Genomic DNA, 21,694 nt, shown 5'->3' with positions numbered 1-21,694 from the left:
TTCTGCTCCATGTACCGGGACGTTTCCTTTCAAGTCGAGGACATGGAGCAGATCGAGCGGGACCTTCGCAAGACACGCGTGGACCTTAGTCAAGCAAGCGGACAGAGGAAGCGAAAGGGAAGTTAACTTAAGGTGGTCCTGATTTTAAAGGTTTCCTTCTTTTGGTCAGGCGACAGGTTATTATTGGCGGCGCAAGGTCACTTGGGATGAAAACCGCCCACGAACCGTGTCGAAAATCATATGTGCCACAAATGAAAGAGAAGCGCGAAGCAAATTTCTTACGTCTATTCCTATAGCGGAAAGAGAAGATGCAAAACCTCTTGAGAACGATTAATATATTCAATATAGATTCTGCACTTTGAAACAACAGATTATAAATTCTCACCAAGGCGGACAACGATTCCCCTCTCTTCGCCTTACTATCCCAAAGTTCTGAGTAAAAACAGTCATCAACTATGCCAGTCGATAGTTTTCCTTGCTGTGCTTTCAGCGATTAAATCCTGTTTTTATCCCCCCACTCACACATCCGATCCAGAATGGGAATGAGAGATTTCCCTCTTTCTGTCAAACTGTACTCTACTTTCGGCGGAATCTGCGGATATTCTTCTCTATGCACAAGCTGATCAGCCTCAAGTTCTTTTAATGTAGAACTCAGTGTTTTGTAGGAAATCTCGCCAATATATTTTTTCATCTCATTGAAACGAACAACACCAAACGACATTAAGGTATAGAGGATAGTCATTTTATATTTTCCGTTAATTAACGACAATGTATAACTGAATCCTGTGGAACTCAGACATTCATTAAAAATACATTTCTCTTGCATTTCATACTCCCCAATAGATAAGTATTTAACGTTATCGTAAGTATCACACCTCAATGTGCGTACTTGTTTCAAACATCGTTCTAAGTATAATTATAATATAAGCATTTAAGAAAAGTCAATTTCAGCTAAACAGGAGGAATTGTTTATGAGCAAAAAAATCGTAGTCATTACCGGAAGTCCCCGAAAAAACGGGAACAGCCTTGCCATGACGAACTCCTTTATCGAAGCGGCGGAGAGGAAAGGGTATGCTGTCACTCGGTTTGACGCCACCTCTTTGAATGTGGGGGGATGCCATGCTTGTGAAACCTGTTTCAAGAGCGGGAAAGCTTGTTCCTTTGACGATGATTTCAATTTCATAGCCCCGGTTATTTTGGAAGCGGATACCATCGTCTATACGATGCCAGTGTATTGGTACTCTATCCCGGCAAAAATCAAAGCGGTTATCGACAAGATGTTCCCCTTCTGTATGGAAGGTGAAAATATAACCGGGAAAGGCTGTGGTCTGATCTGTTGCTGTGCAGAAGATGATACGTCCGTGATGGATGGCGTGCGGATTCCCATCGAGCGTACTGCCACCCTACTGAAATGGCACATGGTAGGCGAAGTACTGATCCCCGGCGTACAAAACGCAGGAGATATTGAGAGGACCGACGGTTGTAAACAAGCCGCCGCCCTTGCGGAAAAAATCTGATTTATCTTCTATAACTCGCCTAACGCTCTATTGTCCTGGGGTTACAATCCAAAGGAGAGCTCAAGGGCTGAGTATCCCTTCAAGATACCCGTAAACACAATCTACCGAGCCAGGCTGCGGATGGCCGGGCCAGCGTCCGGACGCCCGCTGGGGCAGGCAGGACAGGCCTTGCTTCGGCGTTGCGACAGACAGATAGTGCAGGCGTCCTGCTCGTGGGGACAGGAACGGCGGTTGGGGTGCCCGAAGGGGATGGGTACTAGACTTGCCCCAGGAGCTTCAGGAGAAGTCCAGGACGCTCGAAAAGCTGCGCATCGACGACGAAATCCAGACGACATCGCCAATCGGGACCGTCTTAAGTTCACTATCCCTTCACTATTCTTTGCCATCTTCCTTGATTAAGGTCCAACTTGATCCTCGATTGCCGGCAGCGTCACGGTGAAGCAACTGCCGACGCCGCTCTCGCTCTCAACGCCTATCGTCCCGCCGTGGGCCTCCGTCACCGCCCGCGCGATGGACAGCCCGACGCCCCGTCCCCCCGTCACGCGGGCGCGGGACTCGTCCGTCCGGTAGAAGCGGTCGAAGACGTGGGGAAGGTCCTGAGGGGATATTCCGCTCCCCGAATCCTGCACCTCGATCACGGCCTCGCCCTCCCGACGCAGGAGCCGGACTTCGACCCATCCTCCCTTCGGGGTGTAGCGCAGGGCGTTGGACAACAGGTTGTCCATGACGTGACGGAAGCGGTCCTCGTCCACCTCAGCGCACAGGCTTGGGGCGAGGCACCGGCGAAGCGCCACGCCGGTCCTCTCAAAAAGCGGACGGAAAGCATCCAGCACGGAGGAAAGAAACGTGGACAGGTCGACCGGCTCAGGCTTGATGGTGACGGCGTCCTCCTCCATGCGCGTCACGGATTCCACGTCCCGGATCAGGCCACTCAGGCGCTCCATTTCCGACACACAAAGCGCCAACCGCTCCGGACTGGCCTCCCACACCCCGTCCGCGATGGCCTCGATCTGCGTGCGAACCACCGTCAGGGGCGTCCGAAGCTCGTGGACCACGTCCGTCATCAACCGTTGGCGAAGCCTTTCCTGCTCCGCCAGCGAGCGCCCCAATTCCTCCACGCCGCGGGTGAGGTCATCCATCTCCCGAATGCCGGAAGGCTTTGCGGGCTTGAGGTCGTACTCCCTGCGGCAGATGCGCTTCGTGCGCTCCACCGCCCTGGCAACGGGACGGCTCAATCGCCCCGCCACGATATACCCCAGACCACAGGCCACCAGGATCATCACCAAGGTCCCGGCAAGCGTGTAGGAGGCCAGGTGAGAAACGAACGCCCGTTCAAACCGTCCCTGGGGAACGCGCATATCGGCGTCCAGGACGCCAATCACCCGCTCCTCCGCGGTGAGCTGAAGGACCATCCGTCCCTTCGATCCAGCGCTCTCGCCAAGAGGCGACATCGCCGCAGCGGGCTGACAGCACGCTTGCGCCAGGTCCTCCACCACCTCCCCTGAGCGGCCGGCGTCCCGCGCTCCCCGCCGTGCCCGCCCCTTCGCCCCGTGGCCTTCCCCCTTGACGGGCATGGCGCCCGGCCCCGCAGCGCAGACCACCCGTCCCTCCCCGTCCCGAAGCGCGATGTTGACAGCGCCCCATCGCGCCGGCAGGCGCAGAACGTCCATGACGCGCGCCCGGTCCCAGGCGCCAGCTTCCTGATACAGGTCTTCGAGGGAACGCGCCAGCGAGTCCAGCGCCACCTGACGCCCCTGCCTCTGGTACTCCTGAAAGCTCGCATGGCTGAGGAGCATCCCAAGGAGCGGCACCACGACCCCGCTGAAGATCGCCAGGAGCACGTACAGCCACATCAGGTGAGAGCGGAGGGAACGGCCTCGCGCGGACGTCATGGGCGGTCCGCCTCCGCATCATCCAGGCGGTATCCGAAGCCGTACACCGTGCGAATCCAGCCGTTCTCATGGCCCGGCTCGGCCAGCTTCTTCCTGATGTTCTTGACGTAGGTGTCCACCGTCCGATCAAAGCCGTCGTAGTCGTCGCCCAACGCCACACGGATGATGTCATCCCGGGACCAGGTGCGAACGGGACGCGAGGCCAGCGTCTGGAAGATGAGAAATTCGCTGCGGGTCATGGGGACGGGCACGCCGTCCTTTCGGACCTCCACCCTGTCCGCATCGACCTCGATGCGCTCGCCCACGCAACGGACCGGCGCCGAGGGCCCCGTCGTCCCGACCGCCGCGGGGCGAAGCTGGGCGCGAAGTCGGGCCATCAGGACCCTTGGGCTGAAGGGTTTCGATACGTAATCGTTCGCTCCCCCATCCAGCCCCGCGACGACGTCGGACTCCGAACTCTTCGCCGTCAGCATGATGATGGGGACGGAGGCCGAACGCGCCCGGATGCGCCGGCACACCTCCTCGCCGCTCACTCGCGGCAGCATGAGGTCCAGCACCACCAGGTCGGCCCCCTCGCTGCCCCAGAGCTTCAGCGCGGCTTCTCCGTCGGGGGCGCAGCGCGTCTCATATCCCTCGCGCTCTGCGTAGGCAGCGACCACCTCCGCGATCATCGGTTCATCCTCCACGATCAACAGCCTCAACGCACACACCTCCGTCAATTTCCGCTTAAAATCACTGACGATCAATGGTAAAACATAAAGGCGAAGAAAATATGAACGTTCCAGGAACAGGCAGCAAGCCTGGAGGGGCCGCAGAGGCGCCCTTGCGAAGCGTAGAGAGGAGGTTTTTCAGGTGACGACATGTTGGACGCACTCAGGTTCAGAGGGCAGGACGCACTTACGGAGGGCCGGAAGGATTGCCGTTGCGATCCTGTCCATGGGCGTTATCAGCGTCGGCGGAACGGCGGCGGCCTGGGAGGCGTCGCGTTCATCGGAGGCCGGAGTCCACCAAGTCCGCACCTCCCGATGGTCCGATGAGGAAGCATGGCGCAGGCGACAGGAGGAACTTGACCGGCGCCACAGGGAGGAGCGGGAACGCCTTGAACGCCGCCAAGAGGAGGAGCGCCGGCGCGAAGAGGAACGCAGGCGCGAGGAAGAACGCAGGCGTGACGAAGAACGCAGGCGTGAGGAAGAACGCAGACGCGAGGAAGACCGTAGGCGTGAGGAAGACCGCAGACGCGACCGGGAGCGCCGACGCACTCCCTGGGGCAATGACAAGCTCCCCTTCCTGAGGAGGATGCCCGAGAGCGAGCGCGATACGAAGTAGTCGCAGGGCGTCCCGATCGCTTCGTCCAGCCGATCGGGACGCTGATCTCTTGGCCGCTGCACCGCTACAGGATCATCACGAAGGTCCCCGCTGCGATCAGGGCCGCTCCGACGAGCGTCTTGACCGCGACCTCCTCGTGCAGCAGGAAGAAGGCCATCGCGATCGTGATCACGATGCTGAATTTGTCCACCGGTGCAACCTGCGATACCCTGCCCAACTGCAGGGCGCGGTAGTAGAACAGCCAGGACGCCCCCGTGGCCAGGCCGGACAGGATCAGGAAGACCCAACCCCGACGGTTGATCCCAGTCAGGCCGCTCTGCGCGCCGGTGAGCCAGACGATCCCCCAGGACATCGCCAGCACGACGGTCGTCCGGATCGCCGTCGCCAGGTTGGAGTTCACCCCCCTGATTCCGACCTTGGCCAGGATGGACGTCGCCGCGGCGAACGCGGCGGAGAGCATTGCGTACATGAACCACATCGCAAAGATTCCTCCAAATTTCACAGGCTGTGCTCACCGAGGCCGGCCCCTTGCAGCTCCTACCGGCCCTCGGCTCAAATTTCACATTTTCTTCGCAAACTGCTCATATTCTTTCCATATTGTAGCCGTATCCTTAAACCGTTCAAGCCCCTGCAGTCCGCACGGGTACCGCGAAGGCTCAAGGGACGCAAAAGCAAACCATCTTTAAGGAGGACGTTGTCATGAAGGCAAAGAAAGCGATCGTCACTCTGTTGCTCCTGGGGTCCGTCGGCCTGGCCGGCGCGGCGCTCGCCAGAGGACACTGCGGGCAGGGGCGGGCTACCGCGCCCTATTGCCCACCGGCACAGGAAGGCTGTTGGGGACAGAACCTCGCTGCCGGGCCGGGCTGCGAGTGGCAGGGCCAGCGTCCGGACGCCTGCTGGGGCAGGCAGGACAGGCCATGCTTCGGCGCGGCGACAGACGGATGGTGCGGACGTCCTGCCCGTGGGGACAGGAACGGCGGCTGGGGTGCCCGAAGGGGATGGATCCTAGACTTGCCCCAGGAGCTTCAGGAGAAGGCCAAGACGCTCGAAAAGCTGCGCATCGACCTCGATTACGCCCTTGCGTCAACCCCCATCGACCGGCCGAAGGCCCTTGAGCTCTACGGCCAGATTCAGAAGCTGAGAGACGAAATCCAGACGGCAGCCTTCACCAGGCGGTTGGACTGGATCGAAGAAGCCGCAGCTCAGCGCAGGCTGAACGGCACGGTCAAGCCCGGAGCCCCTAACCAGGGGACGAGCGGCGAGGCCGCGCCCGCAAAGTAATTCGGGAAAGCACAGAAAGCGAACGACAGGCCCCAGTTTGGGGCCTGTCGTCGTCCGTTCCGGAGGCGCTACAAAAAGCGTTCCACCTCGCCCTGTTGCTCCTCGATCATCGGCTCGTAGTGCTGCGGGGTCCGGCCGAAGCAGATGTCCATCTGCTCGTAGAAGGTGACGTCCTCGAGGCTGACGGGGCGCGGCACGATGGCGTCAGCGGTCGGCATGTAGCGGATGCGCCCCTTGTAGACCTCCACCACCGTCACGCCGCTGATCCCCTCGTCCAGCAGGATGACCGCCGACGCGCCGATCTGCTTGCCGAAGTTGACGTCGTAGGACGACGTGGAGCCGCTGCGCACGATGTGGCCGGGGATGACCTCGCGAATCTCCGGTATCTCGAAGACTCCGGGGACGTACATTCCGGAAACCTTCATGAACTGGCGGATCTGGGGGTCCTCCCGCATCATCGCCTCGAGGCGCGTGCGGATGTAGCGCCCCGCACCGGCCAGACGCACGTGGCCGAAGGAGTCCGTGCTGTCCCCGCTGTCGGAGAAGTACTTCCCGTCCTCGCCCTTGACCCCCTCGGCGACCACCATGACGTAGGTGCCCGAATGGACGTCGGAGTTCAGGATGCGTCGGATGTAGTAGTGCTTCAGGTGCTTGTAGATCGCGTCGAAGTCCGCCACAATCTCAGGGATCAGGATGCAGTCCGCATCGGCCGCGATGCCGCCGCGAAACGCCGTGTGTCCGGCGTAGCGCCCGAAGACCTCCACGATCATGATGCGGTTGTGGGTCTTGCCCGTCGTCTTCAGGTCCTCCACGATGCGCGCGATCTTGTTGATGGCGGAGTCGCCGCCCACGGAGTAGGTCTGCAGGTCCAGGTCCATGGTCTTCGGCGCGTGAACGCAGGGAATCCCGTGCTCCGCCAGGTCCACCACGACGCTACCCGTGTCGTCGCCGCCCGATATCAGCAGGCCGTCCAGGTTGAACTTGCGCAGTCCCAGCAGGATGCGGTTGTACTTGTCCGGGTCCGGTATCTTCGATATCTTCACCCGGCTGTGCCCGGCGTCGCTGCCAGCAAAGGAGGAGTTGACGTGGTCCGTGCGCTCCTCGTCCAGGAACACCAGCCGGTCGAAGTCCACCAGGTTGTAGAGCCCCGCGTAGCCGTTGGGGACAATGTACGCCCCGATGCCCCGCTGCATCGCCGTCTTGGCCGCGCCACGCACGACGGCGTTCAGCCCTCCGCAGTCGCCGCCCGACGTGATGATGCCGATGTTCTTCATTTTCTTTCCCATTGATAAAGCCCCCAAACGCGCCCCTTCAGGGCACAAATTTCAGGTTTTCTCATGCAGGACACTATTTTATCCTATCTTCGGCGGAAAGAATCAATCCCATCGGGAATATCGGTACTCCAGGTGAATGGGGCGGTCCTTGATCGACGGCCCCGGAAAGCGCGCCGCCGTTTCCGGGTTGTAGGTCAGCGCAACGGAGGTCCAACGGTCTGGCGTCCAGATGCAGCGCAGCATGATCTTCCCCTCCGCCCAAGCGTTGGGCAGGGGCCGCTCCTCCGTCCTGCCGAACCGGCTGTTGTACGCCTGCATCAGCGCCGTGTAGAGCCGCTCATCCTCCTCCCCGCCCGCAGTCTGCAGGTACACGGCCTTGGACTTCAGCCCCTTCTTGCCGTGGAAGGAAAAGACGAACAGGGCCGGACGCCCCTCAAACAGCCCCTCCATGGAGAGGTAGTCCCCGTCCTGGGTCTTCGCGGCCGCCCCGCTCCGCTCCATGCGCAGCTTCGTCCGATTGAAGGGGTGGCCGAAGGGCAGGGACATGAAGGCGTCCGCGCTGTTCGAGAGCGCCTCGGCAGCCACCGTGGCCAGCACCGCAAGGCACGCCGCGGCAAAGAGCACCAGGGTCCTCGTCCTTTTCATGTCTGCCTCCTACCGAGTCCTCTGCCGGAACTCCCACACCAGAAGCCACGCCGCGGAGGCGTCTTCTCCGCTGCCCTCCGTGAAGACGGCTCGGAGGCGCCGCGTGGAACGTCGCTTGATCCGTTCCGGCAGGATCTCCGCCCGCGCCACGACGCGCTTCCTGCGGTCCAGGAAGAGCATCGTGCCACCGAAGAGCACGTTCTCCTTCGTCCCGTTGGTGATGTTCACGTCCAGGTGGCCCCAGAAGTAGGCCATCCCGTGAAAGGAGAGCCCCGGCCGGCCGGCAACGCCGCCCTCGCGGATGAAGGCCCGCGCGGTCCCGCAGGACAGGGCCAGCAAGAGCAGCACAGCGAACAACGCGGCCCCGCGCCAACCGAGCGTTTGTCGTCTCAAGAGCAAAACCTCCCCTCCAAGTGAGGAACCCCACGCCCGCCAGAGCGGGCTCGAACCGATCGAACGCCTCTATTGTAACTCAAATTTCGTGTGCAAAGTGAACTCGATCGGGAAGGCGGCTCCGGTCGGCGGCGCTTGCGCGGCGCAGGCGGTTCATGGTACGCTATGTTCAAACGCTCAAGAAGGGGGCTGCGCCCCCGAACGATTCTACTATTAAGGATGGAGGGGATGGACATGGGCGACGCGCCCGTGACGAGGGCCAAGCGGACGAACGATCTGTGGCTGACGGAGGAGAGCAGCGAGGGCCTGCGCCTATCGCTGAAGGTGACGGACGTCCTACACCGCGAGAGGACGAAGTGGCAGGACATCCTGGTGGTGGACACGCCGGAGTACGGTCGCACCCTAATGCTGGACGGGGCGTTTCAGTTGACGGAGCGGGACGAGTTCACCTACTCGGAGATGATGGCCCACGTGCCCCTTTGCTCCCACCCGGATCCGAAGCGCGTCCTGATCGTCGGCGGCGGCGATGGGGCCATCCTGAAGGAGGTGCTGAAGCACCCCGGCGTCGAGCGGTGTACGCTCATCGACATCGACGAGCGCGTCATCGCTGCGTCGAAGGAGTGGCTGCCCACCGTCGGCTGTGCGCTCTCGGACCCCAGGGCGGACGTGCGCTGCATGGACGCGATGGAGTACCTCCGCACGACCTCCGACCGGTTCGACGTCGCCATCGTAGACGGCACGGACCCCGTGGACTTCGCCGCGGGACTCTTTCAGTCGCCCTTCTACCGGGACCTGAAGGCCGTCCTGAACGAGCGGGGCATGATGACGGAGCTGACGGAGTCCCCCTTCACGGACACGGCGCTGATGTGCCAGTCCATCCGCGAGATGCGCGCCGTCTTCCCCGTCGTTCGGATGTACTGGGGCGTCGTGCCCACCTACCCGTCCGGCATGTGGACCTACGGCGCAGCCTCCCTCTCCGCCGACCCGGCCACGCCCCTGCGGGAGGTGGCCGGCACGCGCTGGTACACGAACGCCATCCATCGCGCCGCCTTCATCCTGCCGCCGTTCCTCGAGGAGTTGATCCGCGAAAATTGAAAGAGCCGTTGAAAAAACTCGCCCTGTTCCTCGCGCTGGCTGCGGCGCTCACCGCCTGCCGGGGCGTGGCAGCGGCGCAGGATGGGGAGCGATACCTGCCGGCGTTCCAGGACGACCGAATGGGCCTCTACTTCCTGGACACGGAAACGATCCAGCGCCAGGAGGGCGGGGACGTCTTCCTGTTTCGCTACAAGAGCGTCATCAGTTGGCGCTATCGGGACAAGCTGCTGCAGAGGACGCGGGACAAGAGGGAGCGCGAAAAGATCAAGCGATGGGCCTACAGCATCGTGAGCCTGTTCTACCGGCCGGAGGACCGCACGGCCCGCTTTGCCATCACTGCGACCTTCACCAGGACGGACAAGCTCCTGACCCGAACGCCCTACGACCAGCCCTTTACGCCCGTTTCCCGCTCTCCCGCCGTGGAGGCCCTGTGCGACGCGCTGATGCGGTTCGTCACCGCCCATCCCGAAGCCGTGCAGGTCCTGCCCCGGTCGGACGGGAGGTAATCGCCGCCCGCGCTTCGACGTCCCTGACGGGACTGTGTTCCATTACGGCGAGGTAGTCCTCCTTGTCGACGAGGTTCCAGTCCACGACTACTCCGAATCCCTTCCTGAACATGGCGTCCAGCCAGATGCGCATACTCCTTCCGTTGCCCTCGCGGAACGGGTGTGCGACGTTCATCTCGACGATCTCATTGAAGATGCTCTGCGGCATCCGCCGATCGCCAAGAGCACTACATCGTATAGGACCGCCTTAAAGTGACTAACCCGTCACTTCCTCTGTCCTCCTGCTTGACTAATATCCAGTTTCACCGCCTCTCTTCCGGCGAAGTCCTCTCGGAAACGGAATGAAAGTACTCCTCCTTCAGCATCGAATAGATGATCTGGTCCAGGTAGCCCCGTTCGGATTTGAAGTTCTGTCGCAGCACTCCGTCTCTGTGAAGCCCCAGGCTTTCATAAAGTTTTATGCCCACCGCGTTGTCGGGATAGACGTCCAGCCAGAACCGGTTGAACTTCAGCGTTTCGAAGGCATACTTCATCAGAGCCTCCATGGACTCCCTCCCGTATCTCCTGCCCTTTTGAGCGATGACGATCCTCCGAAGCTCGAAGCGTTCGGACTTGAAGTCAAGATGGACCAGGGCGTAACCGACCCTCTCAACGCCGTCTTTCCTCCGGATGACCAGCAACCGGTGTCCGGGGTCGGCGATCTCCGCCAGGTGCTCTTCGTAGGTACCGACCCAGACAAACTTCCTGTTCTCCTCGTCGTTCTCCTGCGCAATAATCCAGCCGATATCCGACTCCGCGGCCTCGACGATCGCAAGGCGCTCCGTTTCCAGCATCATGCCGATCTCCTCCTCACGTCCGTGGGGCGCGTTCCCCCGCGCAGGCCATGCCACTGTGCGAGGATCATCCCCGAAAACATCAGGGCACAACCCGTGTAGCCTCGCAGGCCAAGGTTCTCGCCCAGGACGACCGCCCCTCCCAGGGTCGCGAAGACCGTTTCCATGCTCAGGATCAAGGCCGTATGGGAGGGAATGACGTCCTTCTGAGCCACCACCTGGAGCGTGTAGGCGAGCCCCACGGAAACCACTCCGCAGTAGAGGATCGGGATCAGGGCGTCCTCAATGCGCATAAAGCCGCCCCGCTCCAGGAACAGAGCCGTCCCAACGCTGAACAGCGCACAGAACGCGAACTGCCAGAACGAGAGCTCCAAGGGGTCCGTTCTCTTTACGTAGGCGTCGATGCACAGGATGTGCAGGGCCCAGAACACCGCGCCCGCGATCTCGAAGGCATCGCCCCGCGAAATGGAAAGGTCCTCCCGAACGCTCAGTAGGTAGAGGCCCACGAGGGCCAACATCCCAGCGCACCAAGTTGTCAACGGAACCCTGTGATGCATGAAGAGCCCCAACAGGGGCACGAAGAGGATGTAGAGCCCTGTCAGAAAGGCGGCCTGCCCCGCCGTCGTTTCCGCAATGCCCGCCTGCTGAAGCCACGCCGCCAGGAACATGACGCCTCCGTTCAAAAGCCCGCCTCGGATCGAGAGCCTGCGGGACGCAGCCCTCGCACGCCTCATCGCCGGATCGTTCCATCCGGAGAGGACGATCAGGGGGAGCAGCGACGTGCTCCCCAGGGCAAAACGACAGGCGTTGAAGGAAAGGGGAGGCAGGGCCTGGGCACCGAACTGCTGTGCGATGAACCCAAAGCCCCAAATGGCCGCGGTGACGAGGAGCTGGAGGTTGCCCCTCAGCGTCCTGGAATCCATGGCTCGTCCCTCACGACGGCTTCCTCATTCGCACCGCCGTCATAAAGTCCTGTCCTGACCATACCGGCACCTTATCGACGTACTTTGACATGAAGATCATCAGGAGCGCCTTGTAGTCCACGTCGAAGTCCAGAGTGCCGCCGACGTACACGTCGCCCTTCGCGTGGGTCACGTCGAAGATCGTGTGGTCGGAGGAGTAGTGCCCCAGATAGCGCAGGCCCTCCATGCGGGGCGTTAGACTGAAGGGGAACGTGTCCTGTCCACCGACGGCGATGATCGCGCGTTGGATCATCCCGCGATCCTCCATCTCCGCCGGCGGCTCCCCGAAGGCGTTGAGTCCCCGCTCTCCGGACGGCACGGAGTGCTTCAGCTTCTTCTCGATGACCTCGCACCGCAGCGTGAACACGTCGTGCAGCATCCCCGGGATGGAGCTGCCATAGGACGTTTCGTGTCCCAGGAGGAACGCCTCTCCGATACGAAGGTGGTTGATGCCGTCCGGCATCCGGTCGTCAAGCACCAGCGGCAGGCTGCCGGAGTTGCCGCCCGACACGTACTCGAACTCGTAGCCGCAGCGGTTCTGCGCCTCCTTCGCCAGGTCCGCCAGCTCCTTCAGCTTCTCAGGCGTAGGGATGACGCCGCCGTAGCAGTTGAAGTTCACGCCCAGTCCGTTGAGCTTCACGCCGCGCATCGTCAGGACCTGCTCCACCATCGGCATGACGTCCTCCGGCAGCACTCCCTCGCGCAGGTCCCCCAGCTCCACCATCAGGATGACCTCGTGCGTCCGCCCCAGCGTCAGCGCGGCGTCCGACAGCGCCTTGATGGCGGCGAGCTCCGAGTTCAGGCTGACGTCGCAGAGGCAGACGACGTCGTCCGCCTCGGAGATCATGGGCACGCGCAGGAGCATTGCGCTCCGCGCCCAGCGCTTCAACACCTCGATGTTCTCAAGGCGCGCGTCCGCGAAGTTGCGAATCCCGGCGTCCGCGAGGGCGTCCACCATCGGCTCCCACGCGCAGAAGCACTTGGTGACGTAATGAAAGTTCAGCTTGTGTGCGCGCAGGAGCGCGGAAAGAACCCTCGCGTTCTCAACCAGCTTATCCAGGTCGACCCCTATCTGCGGATACCTCATGCGTTACCTCCTTCCCAGGCCGGTGTAGCCCGGTACACGCACCCTACGCCTCTCCCTCCACGCCGAGGCTCTTCATCAGGAGCCTGCGCGCTGCCGTCGGGTGGCGTCGGTGCAGGGCGCCGAGGGAGGCCATGATGTAGTCCCCGTCCAGCAGGACATTAGCGTCCTTTGGCGGAAAGAGCTTGCGCCGCCCGCCCGCGCCAAGCGCCCTGGCCAGGATATCCCGCCCGCCCGGCAGGCGCGTCAGGGCGCCGCCCGTGCCGATGACGGTGCGCACCAGGGAGAGGTCCTTCCCCTTCGCCAGGGTGGTCCTGCCCGTCGGGCCGTAGAGGTCGATGAACTGTCCCGCGTGTCGGTCCAGCGCCACGTCGCAGGCCTTCTGGGTCAGGCGCTCGACGAACTCGACCTCCTCCGGGGTCGTCGGGATCTTCGAGGCGTGCTCCAGGAAGTAGGCGGCCTGGGGGATGAGGCGCGCGGCCTCCTCCTCGCTGAACTTCTCGACGAGGTGTACGCGGTTCACGAACACGCCGAGGTCGCCCTCCACGGTGCGCTTTGCGAAGGGCTCTGCCTCCATCATGATGTCCGCGACGGCCGGGCTGTCCTCGCAGACGGAGTGGACGTCCGTCGTCGCTCCGCCGACGTCGATGACGATGAGGGGCCCCAGAAGCTCCTGCGCCATGATGGCGCACTGCATGACGGCTCCCGGCGTCGGCAGGATCGCGCCGTTGACCCTCTCCCGGATGCGAGCCATGCCGGGGGAGTGGGTGATGTGCTCCTCAAAGACCTGGTGGATGAGGGTGCGCGTGGGCTCGATGTTCAACTGGTCCAGCTTCGGGTAGACGTTCTCGGTGAAGTAGACCCGGACGCCCGCCTCCTCCGCCATGAGCGCGATCTCGTCGTGGTTCTCGACGTTCCCCGCGTAGATGACGGGGATCGAGGGGACGGTGCGGGACAGCGCCTCGAAGTTCGCCAGGGCCGTGTCCCGCTCGCCGTAGTCCGTGCCGCCCGCGACGAGGATGATGTTGGGGTTGATCTCCCGGACCTTTGCCAGGTCCGTTCGGCGCAGCCGTCCGGCCGTCACCGCCTTGATGACGCCGCCGGACCCCAGGGCCGCCTCCCGCGCCGCGCGCACGGTCATGTCGTACACCAGGCCGTGGACGGTCATACGGAGCCCCCCCGCCGCGGAGCTCGTGGCCAGCATGTCGTGCCACTCGAGGTCCGCGCAGCCGAGCCGTTCCTTGAGGTCCGTCAGCGCCAGGTCCAGCCCGACGCCCACGTCCCCCTCCTCGACGGTGGTGCGAGCCTGACCCTGTCCGAGGAAGACGGGGTCGGAGCCCTCCACGCCGTCGAACGCATTGATCACCGTCGTCGTGCTGCCGATCTCGGCCACCAGGACGTCGATGGATTTTCTCCGGGACATGACGGCCTCCTTCACGATCTCACCGGGCGCTTCCGCCACAGTTTTCCGAGTCCTTTTCCCTGCAGCGTTTGACGAGGAAGCTGGCGACGTCGATGCCCTTCGACCCGCGGCCGAAGCCGGCGTCCAGCCCCGCGGCCACGGCCATCTCGTCCGTGACCTGCGTGCCGCCCCCCGCCAGGATCAGCCGGTCGCGCACCCCCCGCTCCACGCAGATCTGGTTCAGGCGCCGCATGTTCTGGATGTGGATGTCGTCGTGCGAGATGATGGTGGACTGGAGGATCGCGTCCGACTTCGTCTCGATGGCCGCGTCCACCAGCTTCTCCACAGGGCACGACGTGCCCAGGTAGTGGTACTTCACTCCGAAGCCCTCGATCCCCCCGTGCTTGATGTCCAGGATCTCCTTCAATCCCACCGAGTGCTCGTCCTCGCCCACCGTCGCCGCCACCACCGTGATGGGACGCTCGTGGATGTAGTCCCGAATCTCCTTCGCGCTCAAAACCTCAGGAAGCTTCGGGATGACCAGCTCGTCGGTGTCGATGTCGAACCCAACGACGCCCTTCAGCTCGATCAGCGCCCCCTCGCAGGGGTGCATCGCCTGCTTGTGGATCGCCACGCAGTCGGTGAGCCCCATCTTCTCGCCAATCTTGAGTGCTGCAAACTCCGCCGTGCGGACGTCCGTCGGCAGCAGGAGCGTCACCACCACCACGCCGTCCGCCATCCACTCCACCTCGGGGCGGATGAGGTTCGGGTGCTCGTAGTACTTCCGCTTCTCCGCAATCCGCGCGTTCACGTTGTCGAACTCGTCCAGCTCGTCCACCCAGACGATCTTCGACGGGTCCTCGAACGTGTCCCCCCCGATGGCGTCCGACGGGCGCTTGAACTGCGGCGGGACGTGGTTGTTTCCATAGTGGACGGAGACCGGCGCGAAGTAGTCCGGCTCCCGAAGGAAGATCATGTCGTTGCCGATGCCACCCGCCTTCTCGCGGGCGATGCCGTCCCCCTTGCGCTCGGGGTACTTCCCGCTGTCCACGAAGAACCCGCGCTCCACCGCCTCGAAGTAGCCACCGACCTCCAGAATCTCCTCCAGGAAGAGCACGGCCCGCTCCTTCAGCTCGCGCACCGTGCGCCCCAGCTCGCCGTCGCGGTCCAGCTTCACCTGGTCGCGGATCCCGTCCAGGCCGTCCAGCGCCTGCCGTGCGGTGTTGACACCCTGGATGTTGTAGTAGTGCCACGGCACGTTGCGCCCCTCGTCCGGCGTGATGGTGGACTGGATGTCCGCGCTCGTCAGACGAGAGATGACGATGTTCAGCGTGTGCGTCACCGTCGCCTCGCGCGTCTCCGACTCCATGAACTTCGTGTTCTGCTGCGCGCGCATCTTGTAGTCGCGGAACAGGTCCCGGAGCGCCACCGCGTAGGGGAGGTCCAGCCTCATGCACGGCGCGGGCGGCGCGGTGGGCGGCACGGTGGAGAGCGCGATGTTCTCCGGACGGATGCCGACCTTGCGGGAGAAGATCGAGTTGATGGCGTGCTGCACCATGAGCTCCGGCATCACCTTCCACGCCTCCATCGCCGTCGCGTTGGCGTTGTGGGCCCCGTCGATCTGAAGCATCCCGCCGTAGGCCAGCACCTTCTTGCTCTCGCAGGCGTCGATGAAGCTGCGCAGGCCGTTGATGTTCCGGTAGAGGATGTTGTACTGCGGGTCCTGGTGCACGCCCGACACCCCCTCCTCCACGAACATCACCGCGATGTCCGGCCCCGCGACGCCCGACACGTAGGAGTGGAAGTTCAGAGGACGCCCCACCTCCTCCTCGATCAGGTCCAGCGCGCGGCGCGTCGCACGGCACTGCTTCCGGGTGACGGGGATCCCCCCGATGCCCTGCGTCGTCCCCTCAATGAGCGAATCGATGTGCGACTGGCCCGCCGTCCGGATGACCATCAGGTGGTCCGCACCGTTCCAGGCCGCCATCCTCATGCGGCGGATGTCGTCCTCGAAGCGCCCAGAGGCGATCTCCGTCGTGATGACGCAGTCCGGCTGCGGGTCGATGGACCCGAAGCCACGGCTCCCCGGCAGGGGCACGGACTGCTTCAGGGGCTCCGACGTCTCACGGTAGACGAAGTCCCCCACCTGGCGCTCGACGCCGCGGCCCTCGCGCCAGTGCCACGGGTGACGCCGCGGCCGGTAGTCCTCGAGGCCGTTCAATATCTGGCGGACGTCGATCTTCCTGTCCTTGTCCAGGTGCTCCGGGGGGTTGCCCGCCTCCGGGAACGGAACCTTCCTGTCCTCGCCCACGTCACTTCCCTCCCTCGTACAGGCCCGGAACCAGGTCCCAGTGCTCGCCGGACGCCAGCGCAACGCCCGCCTGCCGCACGGAAACCCCCAGCTTCTCCGACAGACGCCACACCGTGTTGCCCGCTCCGTGCCCCAGCAGGCTGCGCTCCACCAGGCCGTCCACGATGGGTTTGGCCTCGATGCTGGAGAACCCCATGCGCAGCAGCACGCTGCGCTCCACGGCAGGCGTCGTGTAGACCTTCCCCGCGTCCAGCATGGGCTGGACCACCCTGCCCGCCAGCTCCCAGAAGTAATCGAACAGCTCCTCGTCGCTCTTGTCCGCCAGGTGCGCGCGCCGCTGTTCAAAGTCGTCCGCTCTCGCCATGCTCTCCCCTCTCTCCCACTCGCGCGTTTCACGGCGCCCTCGTGAACCCGCGGGGGGACGAACACCGCTCCCCCCGCGGAATGAGCGCAACCCTCAGCAGGAAACGCCCAGCGCCTCGAGCTCCTTTCGGACGAACGCCGCGTCCGCGTTCAGCTCCGCCTTGAAGTACTCCAGGTCCTCGGCGGTCACGGACTTCCGGTCCTGCGCCAGGCGCTTCAGCGCGCTGCGGCGCATGGCCTCCAGGCTGTGCTCCCGGACCTTGAAGCGGGACGGGTGGTCGGGGAGCACGATGTTCTTCCCAGGGACCTCCGTCTCCGGGTCGCCGACGAGGACCTCCACCCCGTTCCGGCGCGCGAAGCTCAGCTGCGCCATGGGGTGCTTGCCCGCGCCCGTGTACTCCGTCTCCTGCACGACGATGACCTTGTCCTCCGGCAGCGTCATGGAGAGGGCGAACGCCGCGGCCAGGGAGGTGTTGCCCGCAGGCCCGCGCTCCATGCCCTCCAGCGCGGCCAGGGCCTCCGTCATGTAGAACACCTCGCCCTCCTTCACCAGAAGGTAGCGGTCCATGTACCGCAGGGGACGCGCGGCGTTGCGGGGCACGTCCGTCCGGTCCGGCTGCACCGTGAAGGGCACGCCGAACCCCGTGTGACCCGTCGTGAAGGACTTGCGGTTGAAGTCACGGTCCGAGGCCATGTGCAGCCCCGACAGGTCCACGCTCGCCGCGTAGACCTGGGACTTCGCCCCAGCCTTCCGGAGCCCGCGGGCCGTGCCGGTGATGTTGCCGCCCCCCGCGTTGGTGGCCACGACGACGTCCGGGTCCCGACCAAGCTGGCTGCGGCACTGCTGGGCGATCTCCCACCCCAGCGTCTCGATGCCCGCGATGGCCGACGGCGTGTAGAGCGATGCGTTGTAGAAGCCCGTGTCCTCCAGCAGCATCAGCGTCTCGTAGAAGAGCTCAGGCCCCACGGTCAGTTGCACCACCTCGGCACCCATCGCCTCGCAGGCCCGCTGCTTCTCCAGTATCTCCGGCTGCCCCACGCGGCGGCTGTCGTAGCACTCCTGGACGACGATGCACTTCAGGCCGAGGCGCGCTGCCATGCAGGCCACCGCCGCCCCGTAGTTGCCCGACGTGGCCGCGACGACGCCCTTGTAACCCATCCGGTGGGCCTCGTAGACGGACAGGGCCGCGCGGCGGGCCTTGAAGCTCCCGGAGAGGTTCTGCGCCTCGTCCTTCACCAGGATCTGCGCCCCCTTCCCGCCTCCGGCCGTCTTGCGGGCCAGCGCCGTCACGTTGTTGAGGCTCAGGAGCTTCGTGTTGCCGACGCTCATCTCACCCTGAATCCTGACGATCTCCTCGAGGGTGTGGGGGACCGCCTCCCGCATCATCCTCTCGTAGTCGAAGCGCCCTCCCGCCTCCTCGAACTTCGAGTAGTCGATTCCGACCGCCGCCTTGACGATCTCGTTCTTGCGCGCCATTACGGCCTCATAGCTCCTGCCGCCCATCTCAGCAGGCCCCCTTTCCGTTCAGGATATCCACAACCTGCCGATGCACCTGCGCCAGCTCCGGGACGTAGCTTCCGAAGTCGTGCTGATAGCCCGGGTCGCAGTTGGTGAGCGTGCCCTCCACCTCGCGCCCGATCGCCGTCCGGACCCGCACTGCCTCCCCCGTGTGGGCGCTCTCCGCCAGGAGCTCCCCCTTGACCCACATCTCAAGCGGCAGCCCGGCGGTGTCCTCCGGGACGCTCGCGGCCCGCTCTCCGGCAGGGAGCAGCTCGATGTGCAGGACGACGCAGTCCCCCTTGTGGTAGACCCGGCGTTCCTCGTTCAGCTCGTGGACGAACCGGTTCATGCCGCCCAGGATCGCGTGGGGGATCGGGAGCTCCAGAAGGTCCGTGAGCCCCGCGGGCGCGTTCAGCACCTGCGGGATCATGTTCACGACCATCGCGATCGTGCCGATGCCGCCCGGCATCTCCGGCTTGCCGGAGAACTTCAGCGTGTAGCCGCCCGCGTCGATGGTGATGTAGTCCCCCGTGTCGATGCCCTCGGCCTCCGGACGGACCTGCTGCGGGTGGTCCAGGTGGATGAACGCCCGGCCGTCGGCCGTCCTCCCCCAGCCCTGCTGACGGATGCCCGCCAGGTTCCCCGGCTCGACCTTCGCGTAGGGCGTTTCGCGGTGCACCTTCGAGATGATGGGGTCCTTCGTCTGCTCGATCTTGGTAATCTCGACGCCGAGGCCGGCCGCGATGGCCGAGATGGACTCCGGGAAGCCCACGTGACCCGCCAGGTCGTTGGCCGCAAGGCGCCTCTTGAACTCCTCCGGCGTGATGCCCACGCCCTGCTCGTGCATCACCGCCCCGCCGAAGGGCGAGAGGTCGTTGATGCGCGCGGCCTCGATGGACTTCACGTCCTCGCAGGTCCCCGTGATGGCCAGGATCAGCAGGTCCAGCACGAACCCAGGGTTGATCCCCGTCCCGAAGACCGTCACCCCGTGCTGGCGCGCCAGACGGTCGATCTCGAGAGAGAGCTCCGGCTCCTGCGCCCAGGGCCAGGCCATCTCCTCCGCTGTCGTGATGACGTTCAGGCCGTGCTCCACGCAGAGCTTGACCTTCTCGAATGCGCTCCTGGTGAAGGAATCCGTCCCCAACAGCACCACGTCGCACGCGCCGTTGCGGATGAGCTCCGTGCCGCCGAACAGAAGCTCCCGCCGGCTCCCTCGCTCCTCTCCCAGGTACTGGTAGACGTCCGTTCCGTGGAGGTGCTTGCGTCCCACCACCACACTAACGATCTCAACACCCGTCTTCTTCAGAAGCATTCGCGCGATCCCGCTCCCCATCGCGCCAAATCCCCATATCATCACACGGATATCCCTCATGAAAACGCCTCCTCACTACAAAATTAACTGCAAAATTATAAGACCATCAAAATACACAAAGAAAAACCAAAAAACCTATCCGCACAGGGGCCAAGCCGAACGAGGCCGGGCTTCACGCGCAGAAAAATACAGAGCTCTGAACCTCAGCCCCTATCCCGCAGGATGGGGGAAAACGTGCCCTCAGCAGCGCCCCGTTTCAGCCAGCTGAGCCTTCTCCTCCTCCGTCATGTAGCGGACGTTTAACTTCAAGAAGGCGAACACGGCCACGACGAGGGGCATGAACAGGTTGAAGAAGCAGTACTTGAAATAAAGGGCCGTCGGCACGCCCAGGGCATTGCTCATAAAGGCACCGCAGGTGTTCCACGGGATCAGGGCGCCCGAAACGGTGCCCATCCCCTCCAGAGCGTTGGAGAGCTGCGACGGGTGCAGCCCTCGTTCCCGGTAGGACTGGGCGTACATGCGACCCGGTATCACGATGGAGATGTACTGCTCCGGCATGGTGATGTTGCTGAACAGGCAGGTTGCCTCCGTGGAGATGATGAGGCCGGCATAGCTCCTCAGCCGGGACAGGACCGCGTTCACTATCGTTTCCAGCTGGCCCGTTTCCTCCATGATCCCGCCAAACATCATGGCGATGATCGTCAGGGAGATCGAGAAGAGCATCCCCTCCAAACCGCCCTTGGTGAAGAGCGTGTCAATGACCTCAACGCCGGTTTCACTGACGTAGCCATAATGCGCGCACTTCAGGATATCTCCAAGGGAAGCTCCTTGATAGATGGGGGCCAGGGCCGCTGCAGTGAGAAGCCCGATGACGATGCCCGGTATGGCAGGCATCTTCATCGCCACCAACACGATGACCAGCGCCGGCGGGATCAGGAGGACGGGGCTGACCTTGAACTGGGACAGGATACCGTCCTGGATGAGCTTGATGCTCTCCAGGCTGGTATCGGAGCCCCCATAGCCCATGCCCATATAGGCAAACAGCCCCAGAGCGGCAAGGTAAGCCACCACCGTGGAGGGGATCATCGCCTTCACGTGGGTGAAGACGTCCGTTCCTGCCATCGCAGGAGCCAAGTTTGTGGTGTCGGAGAGCGGGGACATCTTGTCACCGAAGTACGCTCCGGAAATCACTGCGCCCGCCGCCAGAGGAAGCGGGATTTCAAGCCCCACGGCGATCCCCATGAGCGCGACCCCCATGGTCCCAGCAGTCCCCCACGAGGTCCCCGTCGCCAAAGACGTAATGGAGCAAATCAGGACCGCAGCGGGCAAGAAGAGTTGGGGAGACAGCAGCTTCAGCCCGTAAAGGATCATCGAGGGAACGACGCCCGACACGATCCACACACCAATGAGCATACCGATGATGGCCAAGATGATGATCGACTGCATGGCCTGGGATATCCCTTTGATCATCGCGTTTTCGAGGGACTCCCACTTGTAGCCCAACCACAACCCCATGATCGCGGCCACGATGACGCCGACGAACATCGGGATATGCGGGTCCAGCTTGAACTTGATAATGCTCACCGACATCACGACGATGAGGAAGCCAAAGGTAAACAGCGCCTCCATAAGGTTGGCCTTCCGCGGGGTCCGGCCTCCGGGTTCCTTTTTTCCGCCTGCAGACTCCTCCAAAAATTCTTCCTCAACGGTCTGGATGTTGTCGAACTTCCCGGCGGCATCAATATTTTTGTCCATAGTCTTCCCTCTTTCCATCTCCAAACTCAATCGCTCTTACGGGTCCTCTGCCTCAACCGCGACGCACTTGATCTTTTGGATGCGTTATGCCTCCTCGTAGAATAAGATATGAAAGAGCTGCCATTATGGTAAGCTACTTTCAGGTTTGTCGGGAAAGCTCGTCGCCTCCTTGGGATGCCAAGCCCGTAACAAAGAGTGAGCCCCCGGCTTTCTCAGAGCAGCACGATTGAGCAGGTTGAGGT

At 63.0% G+C, this 21,694-nt stretch carries 21 protein-coding genes and 1 pseudogene; 5 read left to right on the top strand and 17 right to left on the bottom strand.

Features of this window, described 5'->3' with window-relative positions:
- Positions 1 to 493: 493 nt before the first annotated feature.
- Positions 494 to 826 (bottom strand): helix-turn-helix domain-containing protein, encoded by a 333-nt coding sequence (locus Q0629_RS04925; RefSeq protein ID WP_298779677.1) that lies wholly within the window; start codon positions 824 to 826, stop codon positions 494 to 496.
- A gap of 145 nt (positions 827 to 971) precedes the next feature.
- Here Q0629_RS04925 and Q0629_RS04920 point away from each other — a divergent pair, with 145 nt between their 5' ends.
- A complete protein-coding gene (locus Q0629_RS04920) occupies positions 972 to 1,517 on the top strand; it encodes a flavodoxin family protein (protein ID WP_298779674.1) in 546 nt (181 codons plus the stop codon).
- Between the two features lie 395 nt (positions 1,518 to 1,912).
- Here Q0629_RS04920 and Q0629_RS04915 read toward each other — a convergent pair whose 3' ends face one another.
- On the bottom strand, positions 1,913 to 3,409 hold the full coding sequence (locus Q0629_RS04915; protein ID WP_298779671.1) for an ATP-binding protein: 1,497 nt from the start codon (positions 3,407 to 3,409) through the stop codon (positions 1,913 to 1,915).
- Entirely contained in the window at positions 3,406 to 4,110 is a 705-nt protein-coding gene (locus Q0629_RS04910) for a response regulator transcription factor (RefSeq protein WP_298779668.1), read from the bottom strand. Before Q0629_RS04910 ends, Q0629_RS04915 begins: the two co-directional genes overlap by 4 nt.
- Positions 4,111 to 4,508: 398 nt before the next feature.
- Between Q0629_RS04910 and Q0629_RS04905 the strand changes: the two genes are divergently transcribed.
- Positions 4,509 to 4,700 (top strand): hypothetical protein, encoded by a 192-nt coding sequence (locus tag Q0629_RS04905; protein WP_298779666.1) that lies wholly within the window; start codon positions 4,509 to 4,511, stop codon positions 4,698 to 4,700.
- A 99-nt stretch (positions 4,701 to 4,799) separates the two neighbouring features.
- On the opposite strand, the gene Q0629_RS04900 is transcribed toward Q0629_RS04905, so the two are convergent.
- A complete protein-coding gene (locus Q0629_RS04900) occupies positions 4,800 to 5,213 on the bottom strand; it encodes an EamA family transporter (RefSeq protein WP_298779664.1) in 414 nt (137 codons plus the stop codon).
- A 221-nt stretch (positions 5,214 to 5,434) separates the two neighbouring features.
- Between Q0629_RS04900 and Q0629_RS04895 the strand changes: the two genes are divergently transcribed.
- On the top strand, positions 5,435 to 6,016 hold the full coding sequence (locus tag Q0629_RS04895) for a hypothetical protein (protein WP_298779661.1): 582 nt from the start codon (positions 5,435 to 5,437) through the stop codon (positions 6,014 to 6,016).
- A gap of 68 nt (positions 6,017 to 6,084) precedes the next feature.
- On the opposite strand, the gene Q0629_RS04890 is transcribed toward Q0629_RS04895, so the two are convergent.
- From Q0629_RS04890 to Q0629_RS04880, 3 genes are all read right to left on the bottom strand, one after another.
- Positions 6,085 to 7,302 carry a 6-phosphofructokinase gene (locus tag Q0629_RS04890; RefSeq protein ID WP_298779659.1) on the bottom strand — a complete coding sequence of 406 codons (1,218 nt, stop codon included), beginning with the start codon at positions 7,300 to 7,302 and terminating at the stop codon, positions 6,085 to 6,087.
- 90 nt (positions 7,303 to 7,392) lie between these two features.
- Positions 7,393 to 7,935, bottom strand: coding sequence for a hypothetical protein (locus tag Q0629_RS04885; protein WP_298779656.1), 543 nt, complete (start codon positions 7,933 to 7,935; stop codon positions 7,393 to 7,395).
- Between the two features lie 9 nt (positions 7,936 to 7,944).
- Positions 7,945 to 8,328: a hypothetical protein gene (locus tag Q0629_RS04880; RefSeq protein WP_298779653.1), complete on the bottom strand. Its 384-nt coding sequence runs from the start codon at positions 8,326 to 8,328 to the stop codon at positions 7,945 to 7,947.
- A 219-nt stretch (positions 8,329 to 8,547) separates the two neighbouring features.
- Between Q0629_RS04880 and speE the strand changes: the two genes are divergently transcribed.
- On the top strand, positions 8,548 to 9,423 hold the full coding sequence (gene speE / locus Q0629_RS04875; protein WP_298779651.1) for a polyamine aminopropyltransferase: 876 nt from the start codon (positions 8,548 to 8,550) through the stop codon (positions 9,421 to 9,423).
- A complete protein-coding gene (locus tag Q0629_RS04870; RefSeq protein WP_298779649.1) occupies positions 9,420 to 9,929 on the top strand; it encodes a hypothetical protein in 510 nt (169 codons plus the stop codon). The genes speE and Q0629_RS04870 overlap by 4 nt, the downstream gene beginning before the upstream one ends.
- Here Q0629_RS04870 and Q0629_RS04865 read toward each other — a convergent pair.
- From Q0629_RS04865 to nhaC, 10 genes and pseudogenes are all read right to left on the bottom strand, one after another.
- Positions 9,922 to 10,140: pseudogene (locus Q0629_RS04865) on the bottom strand (cell filamentation protein Fic); the annotation flags it as partial. The gene Q0629_RS04870 and the pseudogene Q0629_RS04865 sit on opposite strands and share 8 nt — an antisense overlap.
- A 91-nt stretch (positions 10,141 to 10,231) precedes the next feature.
- Complete coding sequence (locus Q0629_RS04860) at positions 10,232 to 10,765, bottom strand: GNAT family protein (protein WP_298779646.1); 534 nt, start codon at positions 10,763 to 10,765, stop codon at positions 10,232 to 10,234.
- A complete protein-coding gene (locus Q0629_RS04855; RefSeq protein ID WP_298779644.1) occupies positions 10,762 to 11,685 on the bottom strand; it encodes a DMT family transporter in 924 nt (307 codons plus the stop codon). Before Q0629_RS04855 ends, Q0629_RS04860 begins: the two co-directional genes overlap by 4 nt.
- A gap of 10 nt (positions 11,686 to 11,695) precedes the next feature.
- Complete coding sequence (locus Q0629_RS04850) at positions 11,696 to 12,811, bottom strand: alanine/ornithine racemase family PLP-dependent enzyme (RefSeq protein ID WP_298779641.1); 1,116 nt, start codon at positions 12,809 to 12,811, stop codon at positions 11,696 to 11,698.
- 43 nt (positions 12,812 to 12,854) lie between these two features.
- Positions 12,855 to 14,270 (bottom strand): GlmL-related ornithine degradation protein, encoded by a 1,416-nt coding sequence (locus tag Q0629_RS04845; RefSeq protein WP_298779640.1) that lies wholly within the window; start codon positions 14,268 to 14,270, stop codon positions 12,855 to 12,857.
- Positions 14,251 to 16,521, bottom strand: coding sequence for a D-ornithine 4,5-aminomutase subunit OraE (gene oraE, locus Q0629_RS04840; RefSeq protein WP_298779637.1), 2,271 nt, complete (start codon positions 16,519 to 16,521; stop codon positions 14,251 to 14,253). The genes Q0629_RS04845 and oraE overlap by 20 nt, the downstream gene beginning before the upstream one ends.
- Position 16,522: 1 nt before the next feature.
- Positions 16,523 to 16,885, bottom strand: coding sequence for an ornithine aminomutase subunit alpha (locus Q0629_RS04835; RefSeq protein ID WP_298779635.1), 363 nt, complete (start codon positions 16,883 to 16,885; stop codon positions 16,523 to 16,525).
- A 93-nt stretch (positions 16,886 to 16,978) separates the two neighbouring features.
- Positions 16,979 to 18,388, bottom strand: coding sequence for a 2-amino-4-oxopentanoate thiolase subunit OrtB (gene ortB / locus Q0629_RS04830; protein WP_298779634.1), 1,410 nt, complete (start codon positions 18,386 to 18,388; stop codon positions 16,979 to 16,981).
- Between the two features lies 1 nt (position 18,389).
- Positions 18,390 to 19,757, bottom strand: a complete 1,368-nt coding sequence (ord, locus tag Q0629_RS04825; RefSeq protein WP_298779631.1) for a 2,4-diaminopentanoate dehydrogenase — start codon at positions 19,755 to 19,757, stop codon at positions 18,390 to 18,392.
- Positions 19,758 to 19,937: 180 nt separating this feature from the next.
- The gene (nhaC, locus tag Q0629_RS04820; RefSeq protein ID WP_298779629.1) at positions 19,938 to 21,452 is read right to left on the bottom strand and encodes a Na+/H+ antiporter NhaC; all 1,515 of its coding nucleotides are present in this window, start codon (positions 21,450 to 21,452) and stop codon (positions 19,938 to 19,940) included.
- Positions 21,453 to 21,694: the final 242 nt, after the last annotated feature.

Source organism: uncultured Fretibacterium sp. (assembly GCF_938030725.1).
Taxonomy (GTDB): domain Bacteria; phylum Synergistota; class Synergistia; order Synergistales; family Aminobacteriaceae; genus Fretibacterium.
This window is presented reverse-complemented; position numbering and strand designations above follow the sequence as displayed.

Excerpts from the sequence above, each read along its gene's own strand:
- Q0629_RS04925 (WP_298779677.1), bottom strand. The coding sequence starts at position 826 with ATGCAAGAGAAATGTATTTTTAATGAATGTCTGAGTTCCACAGGATTC.
- Q0629_RS04920 (WP_298779674.1), top strand. The coding sequence starts at position 972 with ATGAGCAAAAAAATCGTAGTCATTACCGGAAGTCCCCGAAAAAACGGG.
- Q0629_RS04915 (WP_298779671.1), bottom strand. The coding sequence starts at position 3,409 with ATGACGTCCGCGCGAGGCCGTTCCCTCCGCTCTCACCTGATGTGGCTG.
- Q0629_RS04900 (WP_298779664.1), bottom strand. The coding sequence starts at position 5,213 with ATGTGGTTCATGTACGCAATGCTCTCCGCCGCGTTCGCCGCGGCGACG.
- Q0629_RS04895 (WP_298779661.1), top strand. The coding sequence starts at position 5,435 with ATGAAGGCAAAGAAAGCGATCGTCACTCTGTTGCTCCTGGGGTCCGTC.
- Q0629_RS04890 (WP_298779659.1), bottom strand. The coding sequence starts at position 7,302 with ATGGGAAAGAAAATGAAGAACATCGGCATCATCACGTCGGGCGGCGAC.
- Q0629_RS04885 (WP_298779656.1), bottom strand. The coding sequence starts at position 7,935 with ATGAAAAGGACGAGGACCCTGGTGCTCTTTGCCGCGGCGTGCCTTGCG.
- speE (WP_298779651.1), top strand. The coding sequence starts at position 8,548 with ATGGAGGGGATGGACATGGGCGACGCGCCCGTGACGAGGGCCAAGCGG.
- Q0629_RS04860 (WP_298779646.1), bottom strand. The coding sequence starts at position 10,765 with ATGATGCTGGAAACGGAGCGCCTTGCGATCGTCGAGGCCGCGGAGTCG.
- Q0629_RS04855 (WP_298779644.1), bottom strand. The coding sequence starts at position 11,685 with ATGGATTCCAGGACGCTGAGGGGCAACCTCCAGCTCCTCGTCACCGCG.
- Q0629_RS04850 (WP_298779641.1), bottom strand. The coding sequence starts at position 12,811 with ATGAGGTATCCGCAGATAGGGGTCGACCTGGATAAGCTGGTTGAGAAC.
- Q0629_RS04835 (WP_298779635.1), bottom strand. The coding sequence starts at position 16,885 with ATGGCGAGAGCGGACGACTTTGAACAGCGGCGCGCGCACCTGGCGGAC.
- ortB (WP_298779634.1), bottom strand. The coding sequence starts at position 18,388 with ATGGGCGGCAGGAGCTATGAGGCCGTAATGGCGCGCAAGAACGAGATC.
- ord (WP_298779631.1), bottom strand. The coding sequence starts at position 19,757 with ATGAGGGATATCCGTGTGATGATATGGGGATTTGGCGCGATGGGGAGC.
- nhaC (WP_298779629.1), bottom strand. The coding sequence starts at position 21,452 with ATGGACAAAAATATTGATGCCGCCGGGAAGTTCGACAACATCCAGACC.